Here is a 15,109-nt window from a genome sequence, read left to right as displayed (position 1 = left end):
ACCTGACAGCAGGCAGAGGCCCAGCCAGCGCAGATCTCAAGCTGTGCCGGGATCGAGACAGGCGGGGCGGCCCGGCTTTTCCCCTTTTTTTGCACAGAAGGGACGAAGAGGCACTTACCGCCCTGATTTATCTGGATTTGAAAGATAAATGGCAGCCCGTAGGGTGGGGGCACTATTCAATGAAATCAATGACATAATTTGTCCAACAGGGTGTATTCCCCGCATTGATTTCATTTGGAAAAAACGGGTTTTGTCCAACCGTTTTGGGGCGTTCGGATGAGCCGCTCGGAGATCAAGGCCGATGCTGCTTTTCATGCTTTCGACCCGGGAATCGCCATGTTGGTGGGCATTAATGCGGCGGTCGTCCATCGCAACCTCGTGTTCTGGGTGCGCCACAACGAAGCGAACCGGCGAAACTTTCATGATGGCCGTTATTGGACCTACAACTCGCTGGCAGCCTTCGACGAGCAGTTCCCCTATCTAACCGCCAAGCAGATCAGGACTGCGCTCGACAAGCTGGTCGAGGCAGGGCTGATCCTAAAGGGAAATTTCGCCGAGGATCGGTTCAAGCGCGCGAACTGGTACGCGTTGGGCGAACCGATTTGCCCAGAACGGCAAATGGAGCAGCCCGAAACGGCAGATGATGCATTTGCCCCTGAGGGCAGCGCATCGGCCCCTGAGGGCAAATGTTATAGGAACAGATCAGAACCATATTCTAAACCATATCCTTCCATCGCGGAGGAGGCGGATGCTGACCTGGAAATTGTCTGGGCGGCTTACCCTGAGGACCGCAGGCGGGACCGACAGGCTTGCCGCCAACTCGTGAAGGACATCCTGCGGCAGGTTTCCCGGGATGAGCTGGTGGCAGCCGCCCGCGCCTATTCGGCAGAGAGCGCGGAATTCACCAGGAGCAAGGTCGCTTTCATCGACAACTGGCTGCGGGGCCGAAAGTGGCAGCGGCATGTTGATGATCTGCGGCTCGCTCGGGCGGAGGCGGAAGCGGCGGCGGTCAAACGTGCCGAACAGATTGCAGGCTGGATCAGGGCGCGCCACGGGATGTGCCAGCACCTGACGAAGGCCCAGGTGCAAGACGCAGTGGACCGCAATCTCATCACGCTTGGTGAAGCACAAGCTGCAGGGTGCCTGTAATGAAACAGCTTCCTTGCTCATTGAGCCTTCTACGCACACATGTTCCGCAGCGTCCACCACAAGGCTGGCGGAGGAACAGGTGTACAGCCGCCGCTGGCGGCTTCGGTCCCGGTGGGACCGGCGGCGCAGCCGCTGGCTGGGTGCAGGGGCGCAGCGCCTTGCCCGACATGTTGCTCGCCAACATAATAGTCGGTCAATATTGTGTTTGCCACGCAACTGTGGCGCTGTGATGTCCGGTCCCCAATTCGTGCATTTGCAGAGCTTCTCTCGCAAGAAAAATCCTGGTGGGCAGTCAGTCGAGCAGGTGCTTGAAGAGGCCGCTCGAGCACCTGCTTTCAGTGCGCATGTTGAAAATCCCGTTCCGCCCGAAACCATTTTCGGGGTTCCAATCGATGAAGTGCCACGTCTGCATGACGAGATGGTTACGGCTGGCAGTGTCGAGGTGACGCTGAAGGATGGAAGGATGGCGCGTCGCGGTATTAGGCAGGATCGGCACACGCTGCTGACGGCGGTCGCGTCTTACCCGGTTCCAACCGAACTGGTGAAAGCCACCCCCGAGGCCCGCGCAGAGTATGAGCGGTGGCGCGACCATAACGTGGCATGGCTCAAGGCGACTTTTGGTGAAAAGCTTGTCAGTGTCATTGCCCATTGGGACGAAAAGCACCCCCATGTTCATGCATTCGTCTTGCCTTTGGATGACGCGAACTGTTCGGCGCGCGACTTGAATCCTGCCTGGCGCTCCAAGGAGGAGGCGATGGAGGTGGCGCGTGCCGCTGGCCACGACGACAAGGCGGCGTTGAGAATGGGTAACGCCGCCTATCGCGCCAAGGCCCGCGAGATTCAGGATGATTACTTTGAGCACGTCAGTTTACCCTGTGGCCTCACACGCACCGGCCCGAAGCGCCGGAGGTTAAGCCGCCAGCAATGGAAAGCTGAAAAGGAGGCCGCTCGGCGCGAAGCTAAAGTCATCCGCGACATGGAGGAGCGCTTGGGTGTTCTGGTCGATGCCGAAGATGGGCTGGAAGCATCACTCGCGGCCAAGGTCGAGGAAATCGCCGAAAAGCTGGATCTTGCTGAAGCGGCGCTGGAGGAGGCTGATCTTGACCGGGTGGAGGCCAAACGTATCCGGAAGCAGGCCGAAGAGACCGCCCGTGCCGCTGAGACACGCGTAAAACAAGAGATCGAACGCCAGCAAGCTGCGCTTGAGGCACGTCAACAAGGGCTTCTTGCAGAGGACAGGGCATCCCTCCGGCAGGCTCAAACCGCGACGGAAGACGAAGCGCGCCGTCTGCGTGACACGCTTGCCAAGATCGAGAAGGAGCGCACCCAAAACCTCCGCGATTCCGCGCGCGAGGCGGGCCGGGTCGTGTTGGAGCTGTTTCTCGGTGTACTCGATGGATCAGTGCGCCCGCACCCCGAAGAAACTAAAGTCTGGATCATCAAAGACGACGATCTGCGCAAACGGGCCTCGGACCTCAACCTGATCGATTTGATCAGAGACACGATGCAGGTTTTGCATAACGCTTGGGCGAACATAGCCTCGCGACTTTCGCAGCCGGAAAAGGATATCGCCAAGGAAGAAGCGGCGAAGCCGGTGAACGCCGCATTGAATCATGATCGCGGTTTGCAACCATGAATGAACTGGATGCGCGTCTCGCAAAGTTTCGGCAGAGAAAGGAGGATGCCCACGGCGCAGTTGCCGATGATCTGAACAAGTTGACAGAGGGATTGGCCAAGGCGCGATCAGAACTTTTAGATTTGGAGGCATCTCGTGCAACCCTGGCCAAGGCCATCGAGGCAGAAGGTAAACGGATCGTGGGGCTACGTCGTAGAGTCACCCTCGGCGTCGTTCTGCTGGCCCTTGGCGCGCTTCTGGCGCTGACATTGATCGCGGGCATGGCCAGCCGAATGATGTCCGATGCACGAACCGAGACCAGCCGCATCCGTTCGGAAAACGCCCGGCAGATCGCCGAGGCGCGGGCCGAAGGCGAAGCCGCCTTGGAAGCCCTCGCACAGCGTCTGGTAAGCCGTGAGGCTGCGCTTTCAGCTGATATCGAGGCAATGGGGGCGGAGCTGGCACAAATGGGGGTTGATCGCGACGCCGCGCGCGCTGATCTTGAACGCTTCGCCGAGCTGAAACGACAAATTGGCCTGGAATTGGTCCCCTACCGCAACAGCGTGGTGATCGTGGTGCCTCAGGGTGAAACGATCACCCGCTGGAGTGCTCCCGGCCTGTCGAATCTGGCCCGCTACAATGGGCGGATGTTTCGTGTCGTGCGCGCCGACTGAGCGTGCAGTTAAGCGCCAGAAGCGCCTAAATTCGTCGGTAGGTGCCGCTAATGCTACAAGGAATTCGTCGTTTTATCAGCGGCATGGGTGGTTGCGTTGACATAGTATCAACGTCTTGATACTAAGAGTACATGCTTGAGATTGCGAAATCAGACGTTCTAAAGAGCCTCCGCCGTGATAACCCATGGTGGGATGCCTCGTATAAGATGCACCAAAGTCCGACCGAGAAGAAGCGCGCTTATTTTGGCCCCTTCTCGACGCTCGCTCTGGACTGGTCGGTGCGCCGCTCAACAATCCTGATGGGGCCTCGCCGTGTTGGCAAGACAGTCATGCTGCGCCAGTTGATCGAACAAGCGATAAACGAGGGGTTCAGCAGGCAGCATGTGCTGTTTGTCTCCATCGATACACCACTTTACAGCGGAATGCCGCTCGCGCGCCTGATTGACCTGTTCGAGGAGGAGACAGAGCACGATGCGCAGGCAAGGCGGATCATCGTCTTTGACGAGATCCAGTATCTGAAAGACTGGGAAGTCCACCTCAAGGTGCTGACTGATCAGCACCCGAACACAAGGTTCATCGCATCCGGCTCGGCGGCGGCGGCGCTGCGCCTGAAAAGCCAGGAGTCGGGTGCGGGCCGCTTTACCGACTTTTTCCTTCCGCCCTTAACGTTTGCTGAATTTCTTGCGTTCCGGGAGATGGAGGCCGATCTGATCAAATCCGCCCCGCTTGGTGCGACCCTACGATTTTCTACGCCGGATATCGAGCGGCTGAACGAGGAGTTCATCAACTACCTGAATTTCGGGGGGTACCCGGAAGCGGTTCTCAATCCCACGATTCAGGCCGACGTGCAGCGTTTCCTTGGCCGTGATATCATCGACAAGGTTCTGTTGCGCGACCTCCCCAGCCTCTACGGCATTCAGGACATTCAGGAACTCAACCGGCTTTTCACGACCATAGCCTACCATACGGGGCAGGAGATCAGCCTAGACGGTCTGGCCCAAAGCTCAGGCGTGGCCAAGAATACGATCACGAAGTATCTAGACTATCTGGAAGCAGCCTTCCTGATCGTGCGTGTGCGCCGCGTGGATGATACCGGCAAGACATTTCAGCGGATGCGAAACTTCAAGGTCTACCTGACCAACCCGTCCATGCGCGCGGCCCTCTTTGCGCCCATCGACGATGGTGACGATGCGATGGGTGCGATGGCTGAAACGGCGATTTTTTCGCAGTGGTTCCACTCCGATCTGATGAAAAACCTGCACTATGCGCGGTGGAAGCAGGGCAGGACCGATCTGGAAGTTGATCTGGTCCGTGTCGATCCGGCGCGCCTCAAGCCGACTTGGGCCTATGAAATCAAATGGTCCGACCGCTACGCCAGCGATCAACCAGGCGAATTGCGCGGGCTTGTCGAGTTCGCCAAACGCAACTTTGCCAACAGCGTGCCGGCAGGGGCGACAACGAAGACGATCACCGCCGAGAGCGAAATCGACGGGGTGCTTATCCGGCACTTTCCCTGTGCGTTGCACTGCTATCAGGTCGGCAAGAATGTCGCGGAGGGCCGGGCACCCTGAACGATGCGGTGGTCGCCCGGCTATCTTGCCAGAACGCTCCCAGTTCGCAACGGGAGCCGGAAAGTCCACATGAGCGAGACGCCAAGTATCGAGCGATTGTGGGGTTTCCGGCGGCTTCGGTAGAGCGATAGAGTGATAGCGATATGGCGCTATCGCCCTATGCCGCCATGCTCAGACCTCCAGCACGAAAGCCGGATCGAACGCAACTTCTTCGCCCGGATATCCGCGCCCGTTCATGACGAAACGGATCGGGCCGTGCTTGCCTTTGCCGGTCCAGGTCTCGTTGTCGTGGCTGTGGCCGCAGATCCAGGTGTGGATGTCGAAGCCCCTGATCTCGGCCCACAGGTCACTGGCGAATCCGGCACAGAGGGCACGCTTGTTGTCATTGCCGACTTCGCGGGCGGGGTGGACGAGTTGGCGCACTGGGATGTGGTGTGTCATAACGATGGTCGGCCCGGCATAGGGCTGGCGCAGCGCGTCCCAAATTGCAGCTTTGTCCATCGCATGATGGTCCAGCATCGTGCGCACGCAAAACATGCGCTTGGGCGTGACGCCGATCCGCCGATAATCCATCAGACATTCCCCGACCATTCCCCATGCGAGGCCCTTCAGTTCCGAGAAGAGCTTCAAATCCGTCCAGAGCGGCGCGCCGATGATGCGCACACCCGCGATCTTGGTGGTTGCACCATGCAGCATGCGAATGTCGAGGCCGTCGCTATGCAGATCGGCCAGCTGGCGCTCTTCTTCGGCCAACAGTTCCGACCAGATCGAGCCGTAGGATTCGTGGTTGCCCCAGATCACCACGACCGGGCAGCCATACTTGCGCGCGGCGCGTGCTGGGATATCCAGATGGCGGCCCATTGTGTGGGTGTCGCCCGCGATCAGCACCCCGTCCACTGGCGCGGACAGGTCGGGCAAATCGAAACCTTCCCAGAATTCGTCGTGCAGGTCACTCCAGACCAGAAACCTCGCCATCTCTCTTACTTCCTCATGATCTCGGGGAAGCGTCTGGCGTCGATCCATTGCTTCCCGTCTTTGGGTGCGCCCCATGGGTTGCCAAACTCTTTGCCCATCGGGGCATCATCCAGCGTCAGGTCGCGCGCGTTCACGGCGCGGCGGGCGCGTTTGTGCTCGGCCTTTTTGAATACCTTGTCGCTCGCGGCAGTGGTCATCCCGCAGATCGGGGTTTTTCGGTAGGAACGGGACATATCAGAACTCCTTCGCCTTGTGCTCGACATCCGCCCAGTGCCTGTTCACGGGCAGGGTTTTGGCGCGGCGGGCAATATCCTCAAAGCGAACCGGCATGAAATCCCAGACATCGACGCCCGCGTTGACGCTGTTGCGCGACCCTTTCCAGTTATTGTGGACATGCCCGAAGATCTGAAGCGCGCCGCGCCGGGCGCGGTTCCAGGTGATCATGGGATAGTGGCATAGCGTATGAGCCTGGTAGTCGGGGCCATCCTTGACCTCCACCAGCTGCGAAATGCTGTCCCACGGCAAGGCCAGAGTCGGTTCCAGATCGTGATTGCCGATCACCAGGTGCTTACGCGCACCCGGAAGCTGCCCGAAGATGGCTTCGAGATAGCTGGCCTCTTTGGCTTTCGGCCCAAAGGCAAAATCACCGATGATCCAGAGATCATCCTCGGGCCGCACCCTGGACCACAGGTTCTCGATCAACACCGTGTCCATGTGACCGGCATTGCGGAAGGGCCGCCCGCACAGCGCGATGACGTTCTCATGCCCGAAATGGGTGTCTGCCGTATACCAGTTGGTCATGTCCTTGCCTCCGTCATGCCAGATGGCGGCGGCGTCGGAAGTGTTGCGGTGATGGAGGATCATCAATCGGCGAACAGCTCGAAGCCGCCCGCCTTGTCTCGCGGGCGCTAAATCAGGGTGATATGTGCGCGTACTGTGATCATGCGGGCCTCTTAGCCGATTTGCACCGTTTTGGCCAGTCGCCTATGGCGCGCCGTTCACGAAATCCTCGGCTGCCTGATTGAGCCGCGCCCAGTCGCGCACCCGTGCCTTCAGTTCGGCAAGTCGTGCGTCTTCTGTCGGGGTACGGATGCGCCCACAGAGGTCGGCCAGTTCCTTGCGGTCGGCTTGGTGCTCGGGGCTGTCGATCCAATGAGTTTCCATGGCGGCCTTCCTATTCCTTGTGGTGCCAAAGCACTTCGGAGACATCGAATTTATGCGCCCTGAACAGGAAGAAGCCTCCGATCAAGACGAAAGGGGACCCCCACCACCAGATGCCTTTGCCGTCGATAAACATCAGGCCCAGACCGATGATCAGAGCGAATGCGCCGATCTTGTATATTTTCAGGCGCTTGGCCCATTCGGGTGTCGTGTCCTTGATCGCCTGGCAACTGGGGCAAACATCTGCGCGCGCGTCCATCTCCGTGTAGCAGAATGGGCAGGTCTGGATATCAGATGTGGTGTCTGTCATTGCATCACAGGTCCATGTCGGCGGGCGCGACCGGCGCGTCGGAGGTCAAGGCTTCGAGTATCTGACGATCCACCTCGGCCACATGCTGACGGATCAGGTCGAAATCGGTCAGCGAAAAGCTGACGGTCGAGATCTGCGCGCCGCCATTGAATCCAACCGTTAAAAGCGCCGTGCAACCTGGCATGATCGGGGTTTCACGGTGCTGGCGGAAACGGTACTCGGCATCGGCACTGAAGCCGGTCGAACAAGGCCGGTACTGGATCGTCTTGCGCGACCCGAACTGGCTGACGGTGGTGATTTCATGCAGCGGCTGGCCGTCGAGATTGGGGATGAAGCCATCCTCGCCCCACGCCCAAGTCGCGCTGCTCCCGTCCCGCTTCGAAGGCGGACCATAGCGCTCTTCCAGCTGCGCGATCAGCGCGGCGGGTTCGGGCAGGTTCTCGTTCGGCTCGCGGATCGTGCGCCGGATTTGCAGCACCCGCCCGCCCATGGCCTCGGTCGCCAGCGTGGCGTTGATCTCGGCATAGGGATCGCGGCCCATGCGGGTGTGCGGCCCCACGCCCTGCGTCACCAGCTTCTGATCGAAGGTCAGCGCAAAGGCGCGCCCCTCGCCATTCTCGACCCGCAGAGCGACCTGCTCGGGCACGAGGATCAGCATCATCCGCTCGCCGAACATGCTGGCCGCATCCATCGCCTCCGCCCCCGGCTGAATGTCGAGGATCGCGTAGGGGTAAGGGCGCGGCTCCGGCGTCAGCGTTTCGGTCAGGCTGTCTTGGGCGTGGGCGGCAATAGGCAGGAAGGCGGTGATAGCCGCAACCAGTAAACTCGTCATTTCTTCAAATCCTCTGCTGGTATATCGACGCCCGCATCGGCCAGTGCACGGGCGATGAGTTGGCTCATCGACAGGCCGCGTTTGATCGCCTCCAGCCGCAGGGCCTTGTGGCCCTCGGCGCTAATGTAGAACGACGTATGTTTCTGCTCGCTCATGCGGCGGCCTCGCGGTGCAGGGCGGCGAAACTGCGCAGCGCCATGGTCAGGGCTTCAAAGCTCATCGCGTGATCGGCAAAAACGGTGTTGCCCACCGTGACGCGAAGATCATAGCCGCCGCGCGCGCCCACACGGATGTCGAATTGCGCCCCCGTTTCCGGCGCGTGCAGACGGCGAGGGCTGTGCCAAAATTGCTCGTCATCGGCAGGAACCAGATCGGCCACCAGCCCGAGCTGCGCATCGAGCAGGATGTCCAGAACGAGGTCCAGCACCTCGGCGGCGCGTTCCAGATCCTCAATCGTCGCGTCGGTCTGGGTCTGCGTGACCCATTGCGGCGCGGTGAACTGGACGAGAAAGGCCTGCAAACGGCGCTGCACGCCGTCAGGATCATGAAGGTTCAGCGATACCATTTTTTGCGCCCCTCAGATGCGACAAAGATCCCGGCTGCGATGGCGAAGGGGATTGCGGCAAGGCCAGCCAACAGCATGAAGCCAATGACGTCGCCTGTGACAAGAAAGCCAAGCCCGACGAGGAGCGGCAGCAAACCAATCGCCGCTACGATGCCCGCCCGCGCCTTCAGGTCGCGCCCGGTAAAGCCCGCGCCCAAAACGCCCTTCTTCGCGCCGCAGGACGGGCAGACCCTCGCCTCTTCGTGGATCTCGGTCATGCAGTGGGGGCATTGGGGCATGGGGCTACTCGGCACTTTGGTGTGAAAACGCCAAAGCAATAACCCGAAATGGGATAATCCTCAAGCGGGATTATCCGAATTCCGGATTTATTCGGAGTTCGAAACCATGGGAAGAACCCTACGCAGTCCGGGGCATCTGGCCCTCATGGCGGCATTGAAGCAGGCGCGGTTGGATGCGGGGCTGACGCAGACCGAGCTGGCAGATCGCCTCGAACGGCCTCAGTCATTCGTCGCGAAATACGAGAATGGTGAGCGAAGGGTGGAAGTCGTCGAGTTCGTTCAGATTGTGAGAGCTATCGGCTGCGATGGCAACGCAATTTTGCGCGGTATCGTGCTTGCTGAGGGCGAGACAGATTAAGGCGCGAGGTCGGCACATTTTTTCCTGAACGCAAGGAGCGAAAAGACCTTGGCAATTCCGTAATCAGTTGGCTACTTAACCCGGTCCCAGCGACGAACCTCCGGAAGAGGGTCCTGGTCGAGTTCAGACACCAATTCACTCAATTCGTTGCAATGCTCTGCAAGGAGGTGTGCAAGCTTATGAACTTTTCTGCGAACCCTCGGTAATTCTGCCATCGAGGGAACCTCTAGGTTCGTTTGGTCATAACGATATTCCCTGAGCACATGCGGTAACGCGACTGAAAGGCGGTCTAGGTCATCAGCCTGAAGTTGCTTCATCTCGGCCATGTCACACAACAATTCGAGAGAAGAACTCAAGCCAGGCTGAGTCCTTTGTTCAGCCGCATGGAGCAGGAGTTCGATGATCTCGCGGGGGATGCTACCTTCATTTTCCGTGGATTGAACAAACTGCGATATTGCAATGAACGCCGGATACACCCGCGCCGGCTCCCTGCTGGCCATCGCGGAACGAATCTGGGAAATCGCTTTAGACTTATGGCTTGGCCAGAGCCTTGCTATTTGGAATGAGATCGCTGCCATAGACTCAATGTGATTAGAGTTTTCTGGCAACTGTATTTGTGCTGAAATTTCGTCCGGAAAGTCATGTGTCTCCAAACGAGGCAGCAGGCTTCGCGCCAAGACTTCACCGATCTCCCGTCTCGTTGCCTGATCACGTCCTTCATCTCCTGACAATGCACGGGAAATTGAACTCTGCTCATGTGCTTCTGCGGGCTGCCACGAAAGGCAGCTTGTAACGCAGTCAACAATTTTCTCCTTCGAAACCAGAACCTCTGATCGCTCCATGCCTGCCCGAAGATTCATTAGCAACTCGTGCGAGACTTGCCCTTTTGAAACTGTGCCGACAATCCGCTCAAGAAAGAGGGCGTTAGCACGATCTTTTCCAGGCAATTCAAGAAAAACCCAAGGATGCAATTGGGTATCGGACGGCCACTCACCGTCATTGCTGCGCCCCCAAATGGCTTCCTCCAGAGACGCTGATTGCTCTTTTGACAGCTTTTGGGCGGTGTTGAGCAAATGAAGACGCCGTAAGGCTCTACCACGGTCCAGCTCAGCGCCGTCTTTGACCAATCCTATCAGTTCTTGGATTCGAGCAGCATTACCAGCCGAGCCAGCAAGACTCTGCACTTCCTGGTCGGCAAAGGTGTCAAAAATTTCGGGCCAATCTCGTTCGATGGCCTGTGCGCCGGCTTCACCGGGCGTTTTCATGTGAAGGGCGAGTTCCATCGCCTTTTTGCGCTCTGTCCCCTCCATAGCTTCAAGGGCACCTCCCAAGACCGCTTCGCAAGCTGAGTAGCTACCCCACCAAAGCAATGTGGAATCAAGTAGGCCTAGAACCCACTCAAAGACCCCCATCGCTTTGGTTGATGGCGCGCGAACAACGACACGCGCCAAGAGTTCAAGAAGGAAAACAAGGCGGTTTTCTCCCCCGCGACGATCCTTCAATCTCGCAAGTCTATCTATGCGCCGCGGGATCACAGATACAAAATGGTCAACCGCTGTGTCACTGAGCTGAGCGACTTGCATCCGTGGCATAGCCCAATCAAGCATCTTCTTTTCTGATCCGCGATACCGCGCAAAGAAGTTCAGAAGATCGCCTTCATCGTGTCTGGTGATCGCGCGATATGCTGTCTCAAGTCGTGACGAAAATACATTAAAATTGGCGATTTGCTCTGGGGCACCCGTTCGCTCGATTAGTTCGAGTAGGCTATAGAACGGACATTCTTCGTCTCCACCGATACGGGTTGTACCGCCTGGGCGATATCGTCCAGACTTGAACAATAGCTTCCATTGCTCAGCGTCAGCGCGATTCCGGTCTATCCTTTCCGAAGATAACCGCTCCAGGCGTGAAATCGTGTCCCACGGGTCGGTTTTTGCGGCAACGTAGCGCATTCGCGTTTCATCGCTTTCATCCTCCGGGAATGAAACAAGGTCGTCGGTCAATGCCGAATAGGAAACGCGATGAAAAAAGGCGGCCCATGACTCCAACGAAATCAGCCAAGTAGATTTCGGTGCCGCTAATAGTTTTCGTCGAATGCTGAGCAGTGCCGCCTGATACAGCTCCGCCGCCTCTCGGTGCTGAAATAGCGTAGCCAACAGTCCTGCACGACGCATCATCCAGAGCGGTTCATCATCTTTGAGATCATTTGCAGCCTTCAGAACCGCGTCGTCATCCCAATCCAGAAGAGCGCGGTGCCCAGTTTCAAATGCGTGATGCAGGTTGGCTTCTCTGCTGCCAATCAGCTTCAATCTATTGGTCCAACGCGACCACTCTTCCCATTTTCGGTATCGCCGCCATTCACGCGCAATCGCGGAGCAAAGCTCGACCTTTTCGTCTGGTTTTAAGCTGTCCTTGACTGCATCGAAGTGAGCATCTGCTTCTTCCATGTCGTGGACGTTGAGCCAAATTGCTGCGGTGCGGTGGCGCCAGATCCGCTCCATCGCGAAGCGCAAGTGATCCTCCGCTGACTCTGCCGCTTTTTTGACTGTAGGATGGCAATAGCGAAGTTGTTGCGTTTCTCGAAATGGGGCAACTAGCCAACCAGGATAATTTTTCTTGTCTATAGCCCAAGCCCTTACGACATCCCTCCGCGTCGGACGGTCTTCCTCCGGTGCAACGGAAGACTGGGAGAAAGCATCCGAGCCTATATTCCAAGAAAAGGGGGAAGGCGGCTTTGCAGCCAGCAACGCAGCGAAGAAAAGCTCAAGCGCCTTCTCATGCTGCTCTTCCCGATGCAAATCCCTTACGAGAGGCTCTAGGTCGATCGGCGTAACATTTCTTGCCTCTAGTAGGGTTCGCGAGACTGGCGACAACTTCAGAACGCCAACGAGGCGGATACGACGGGCCGATACGCTTAGCGTATCGCGAACCCAACCGCTCCATGCCAGAAAGTTTGGGTCGATACCGGAGAAACCGACTAAGCAAAGGTCATGTTCAAGCATGACTTGCTGCGCAAGATTCACGAATGGTGCAAATCGCGCTGGATAGGTGCGATAGTCATCTTCAGTGAAAATGAATGGCTTATGGGCAGGCAGCGAGCCGTGCAATTTGACGATCCGAGGCTTCGCGCGATGGGAAATTTCTTGGACCGTGCGCACGCAACTGTAAATTCTGTCCGGTGTTTGAGGCTGAGTGCGTTCGAGCAAAGTGTCCCAATTTGTCGTCAGCACGTCGCGCCATGGAAGTTCCAATAGCTGCGTATGGAGTGGTCCCGGTTCCCACTGGTCATCAACGACCAAACGACGGATGAGTTGATCTAGCCCGCTGTCACCATGAAGCGTTTGATATTCCTGAGCCAGTCTGAGCGCATCTAGTCCATCGCCAGATTTGTAACCCAAAGCAGTGGCCATCTCTGATTTGAAGTCACTCCAGAGCGGTGGAGCCGGGCTGGTGTTTTCGCGGGCGCAAACCCGACTAAAGCCTGCGCCAACCATTACGGCGGCTTCCTCCTGCCAAAGCGCTTTTGCAAAAGCCTCAAAAGCAGGGAAGTCCGGAAGTTTGCGCAGCCTCTCTAGCGCTGATGAATCGACTGTTCTTTTCATGGCCAGCCCCAAGAACTTGATTTTCTACATTTTCCTTTGAAGGGCATCCATCACCTGCTGTCGCACTTCCTTCGGATCGCCGCGTTCCATCGTCGCCATGACGAAAACTGTCTTGCCCTCTGACGCTTTGGCCCATTGCTGACCGATCAGCTCTTTCTCGCGGCTGTCTCGGCTTTCCTCGGGTGACAACTGCTTGCCCTTGTATTCGACAACCAGCAGGCGGCCATCCTCCATGACGGCCACGAAGTCCGGGTAGAACTTGTCGGTCGAGGTGGGCAGGGAGAAGGAATTCGGATGCCTGCTGACGTTGCGGGTCCAGTATTTCAGGCCCGGCAAGGCATCGAGCGCGAGGGCACATTTGACCTCTTCGCCGCCATCCTTGCTGTCGAATGTCGGCACCTCGTCCGGCCCCATGAAGTGGTGCTTGAACTTGTACATGCCCCGATACTTGGGAACGTCGAAATACATCTCGTCGAAGAACCGGATGCCGTCATCGAACGACACCACGACGCGGGCCTCGGGGCCGAAGAGGTTCATCTGGTAAACCTTGTCGCGCTCCATCTGGCGGAAGCCCCGGATCTTCTCGTTCAGCTTGCGTGCCAGGATGAACTTGCAGCGCATCAGTTGCGACAAGGGGATATCCCGGTCGCGGATCTGATGGGTGACGACATCATTCAACCAAGCCAGCAATTCCGCCTGCCCGATCCATTGATCGCGAACCTTCCCATCCAGCCAGCGCACCAGCGAATTCGGGGTCCAGTCGTCCACGTCGATATCCAGCGAAAGCTGTTCGGAACTGTCCGCAGCCGAGATCGACAGACGGTTGCCGTCGAGGTCGATCTCGAAGGTGTTGGTCGTCTCGACAATATCGAACTCGGCCTTGGTCAGCCGCGCCGGATGATCGGCCAGTGACCAATCGTGATATTCCATCAGGATGTCGGTATCGCCAAAGACCAGCTCACCCTGCACATGCGCCATCAGGCGCGGCACGGTGAATTCTTCGCCCAGATGGGCGGGTGCCAGATCGTCGGCGTGCTTGGCCTTGAACTCTTGCAGCTTCTCTCGCAGCACGCCATGCAGACGCTCGGGGGCCATCTGGAAAAGGCGCTCTTCGTCTTTGGGCTTGGGCACGCCGGTGAATTCGATCCGGGTCTTGCCGTCATCGCCCGCCGAAACCTTGATCTTGCCAGGTGCTACGATGTTGATGTCGCGGCGCTCGTCCTCAGAGGCGTCCAGCTCGACCGTCATCGTGGGGCGCGGGCGCACCTGCCGCCCGAAGAGGCCATCATCCAGCCCCGGCTGCTCGGCCTCGATATTGGCCTCGGCCTCGCTTTCCTCGAACCCCATATCGACCAACTTATCGCGCAGACTGACAGCGGCCTCGGAAAAATGCTTCGACACCAGCTTGGCGTAGGATTTGTTCAGCGCCGGTTCCTTACGCTTCTTCGCATAGGGCATCCGCAACACGCGCCCCAACAACTGCTCGGCGTCGGTCGAACTCCGGATATTGGCCAGCGAACAGAATACATAGGCAAAGGAGCAATCCCAGCCTTCCTTCAGCGCCTCGATGGTGATCACGTATTCAATCGGGCAATCGGGCTTGAACAGGTCGATCCCGTCCAGATCACGTTGCGCGCCGGTCGCCACGGCGATCTTGGCCGGGTCGATATTCTCATTCTCGATCAGGTGGTTGCGCAGCACGTCTACGGTAACGTCTTCACCCTTCTTCTGCGCTTGGAACAGCACGATGGGCCGGATATAGCCCTCTCGGTCGCGATCCGCATGTTCCTGCAACTCGGCGCGTTTCAGGATGGCCGAGTTCACCGCGCCTTGCCACGTTTCAGCCTCGTCCAGCACCACGGGCATCTTGATCATCTCTTCATCCTTCAGCTCCTGCGCTGTCACGGAATGAAGGATGTTGTTGAAGCCCTTGGGCGTGGCGGTGAATTCGATCAGGGCGCTCGGGTTGATCCGCTCATAGACATCCTGGCTCAGCTTCGACCCGGCCTTGTGCGCCTCGTC

Annotated in this window: 16 protein-coding genes; 5 read left to right on the top strand and 11 right to left on the bottom strand. The window is 58.1% G+C overall.

Annotated elements, in window-relative coordinates; genetic code table 11:
• The first annotated feature begins 276 nt into the window (after positions 1-276).
• The 4 genes from Q0330_RS00645 to Q0330_RS00630 all read left to right on the top strand — a co-directional run bounded on the left by Q0330_RS00645 (position 277) and on the right by Q0330_RS00630 (position 5,009).
• The gene (locus tag Q0330_RS00645; protein ID WP_299472943.1) at positions 277-1,149 is read left to right on the top strand and encodes a hypothetical protein; all 873 of its coding nucleotides are present in this window, start codon (positions 277-279) and stop codon (positions 1,147-1,149) included.
• Between the two features lie 229 nt (positions 1,150-1,378).
• Complete coding sequence (locus Q0330_RS00640) at positions 1,379-2,785, top strand: plasmid recombination protein (protein ID WP_299472941.1); 1,407 nt, start codon at positions 1,379-1,381, stop codon at positions 2,783-2,785.
• Positions 2,782-3,438 (top strand): hypothetical protein, encoded by a 657-nt coding sequence (locus Q0330_RS00635; RefSeq protein ID WP_299472939.1) that lies wholly within the window; start codon positions 2,782-2,784, stop codon positions 3,436-3,438. Before Q0330_RS00640 ends, Q0330_RS00635 begins: the two co-directional genes overlap by 4 nt.
• A gap of 131 nt (positions 3,439-3,569) precedes the next feature.
• Complete coding sequence (locus Q0330_RS00630; protein WP_299472937.1) at positions 3,570-5,009, top strand: ATP-binding protein; 1,440 nt, start codon at positions 3,570-3,572, stop codon at positions 5,007-5,009.
• A 171-nt stretch (positions 5,010-5,180) separates the two neighbouring features.
• Here the strand turns inward: Q0330_RS00630 and Q0330_RS00625 are convergent, their stop codons facing one another.
• From Q0330_RS00625 to Q0330_RS00585, 9 genes are all read right to left on the bottom strand, one after another.
• The gene (locus Q0330_RS00625) at positions 5,181-6,059 is read right to left on the bottom strand and encodes a metallophosphoesterase (protein WP_299472935.1); all 879 of its coding nucleotides are present in this window, start codon (positions 6,057-6,059) and stop codon (positions 5,181-5,183) included.
• Entirely contained in the window at positions 5,990-6,217 is a 228-nt protein-coding gene (locus tag Q0330_RS00620; RefSeq protein ID WP_299472933.1) for a hypothetical protein, read from the bottom strand. Before Q0330_RS00620 ends, Q0330_RS00625 begins: the two co-directional genes overlap by 70 nt.
• Before the next feature lies 1 nt (position 6,218).
• Positions 6,219-6,785, bottom strand: a complete 567-nt coding sequence (locus Q0330_RS00615; protein WP_299472931.1) for a metallophosphoesterase — start codon at positions 6,783-6,785, stop codon at positions 6,219-6,221.
• Positions 6,786-6,968: 183 nt separating this feature from the next.
• The gene (locus Q0330_RS00610) at positions 6,969-7,148 is read right to left on the bottom strand and encodes a hypothetical protein (RefSeq protein WP_299472929.1); all 180 of its coding nucleotides are present in this window, start codon (positions 7,146-7,148) and stop codon (positions 6,969-6,971) included.
• 10 nt (positions 7,149-7,158) lie between these two features.
• On the bottom strand, positions 7,159-7,455 hold the full coding sequence (locus tag Q0330_RS00605) for a hypothetical protein (RefSeq protein WP_299472927.1): 297 nt from the start codon (positions 7,453-7,455) through the stop codon (positions 7,159-7,161).
• 4 nt (positions 7,456-7,459) lie between these two features.
• Entirely contained in the window at positions 7,460-8,287 is an 828-nt protein-coding gene (locus tag Q0330_RS00600; protein WP_299472925.1) for a hypothetical protein, read from the bottom strand.
• Entirely contained in the window at positions 8,284-8,442 is a 159-nt protein-coding gene (locus Q0330_RS00595; RefSeq protein ID WP_250042147.1) for a hypothetical protein, read from the bottom strand. The genes Q0330_RS00600 and Q0330_RS00595 overlap by 4 nt, the downstream gene beginning before the upstream one ends.
• Positions 8,439-8,852: a hypothetical protein gene (locus tag Q0330_RS00590; protein ID WP_299472920.1), complete on the bottom strand. Its 414-nt coding sequence runs from the start codon at positions 8,850-8,852 to the stop codon at positions 8,439-8,441. The genes Q0330_RS00595 and Q0330_RS00590 overlap by 4 nt, the downstream gene beginning before the upstream one ends.
• The gene (locus tag Q0330_RS00585; RefSeq protein ID WP_299472918.1) at positions 8,840-9,109 is read right to left on the bottom strand and encodes a hypothetical protein; all 270 of its coding nucleotides are present in this window, start codon (positions 9,107-9,109) and stop codon (positions 8,840-8,842) included. The genes Q0330_RS00590 and Q0330_RS00585 overlap by 13 nt, the downstream gene beginning before the upstream one ends.
• Positions 9,110-9,236: 127 nt before the next feature.
• On the opposite strand from Q0330_RS00585, the gene Q0330_RS00580 reads away from it, so the two are divergent.
• The gene (locus Q0330_RS00580) at positions 9,237-9,488 is read left to right on the top strand and encodes a helix-turn-helix transcriptional regulator (protein ID WP_299472916.1); all 252 of its coding nucleotides are present in this window, start codon (positions 9,237-9,239) and stop codon (positions 9,486-9,488) included.
• Positions 9,489-9,559: 71 nt separating this feature from the next.
• On the opposite strand, the gene Q0330_RS00575 is transcribed toward Q0330_RS00580, so the two are convergent.
• Together Q0330_RS00575 and Q0330_RS00570 are read right to left on the bottom strand one after the other, a co-directional pair.
• The gene (locus Q0330_RS00575) at positions 9,560-13,087 is read right to left on the bottom strand and encodes an SIR2 family protein (RefSeq protein ID WP_299472914.1); all 3,528 of its coding nucleotides are present in this window, start codon (positions 13,085-13,087) and stop codon (positions 9,560-9,562) included.
• Positions 13,088-13,111: 24 nt separating this feature from the next.
• A partial coding sequence (locus tag Q0330_RS00570) for a restriction endonuclease subunit R (protein WP_299472912.1) occupies positions 13,112-15,109 on the bottom strand: 1,998 nt, incomplete at its 5' end.

Origin of the sequence: uncultured Paracoccus sp., assembly GCF_937873615.1 — a bacterium.
GTDB lineage: Bacteria > Pseudomonadota > Alphaproteobacteria > Rhodobacterales > Rhodobacteraceae > Paracoccus.
This window is presented reverse-complemented; position numbering and strand designations above follow the sequence as displayed.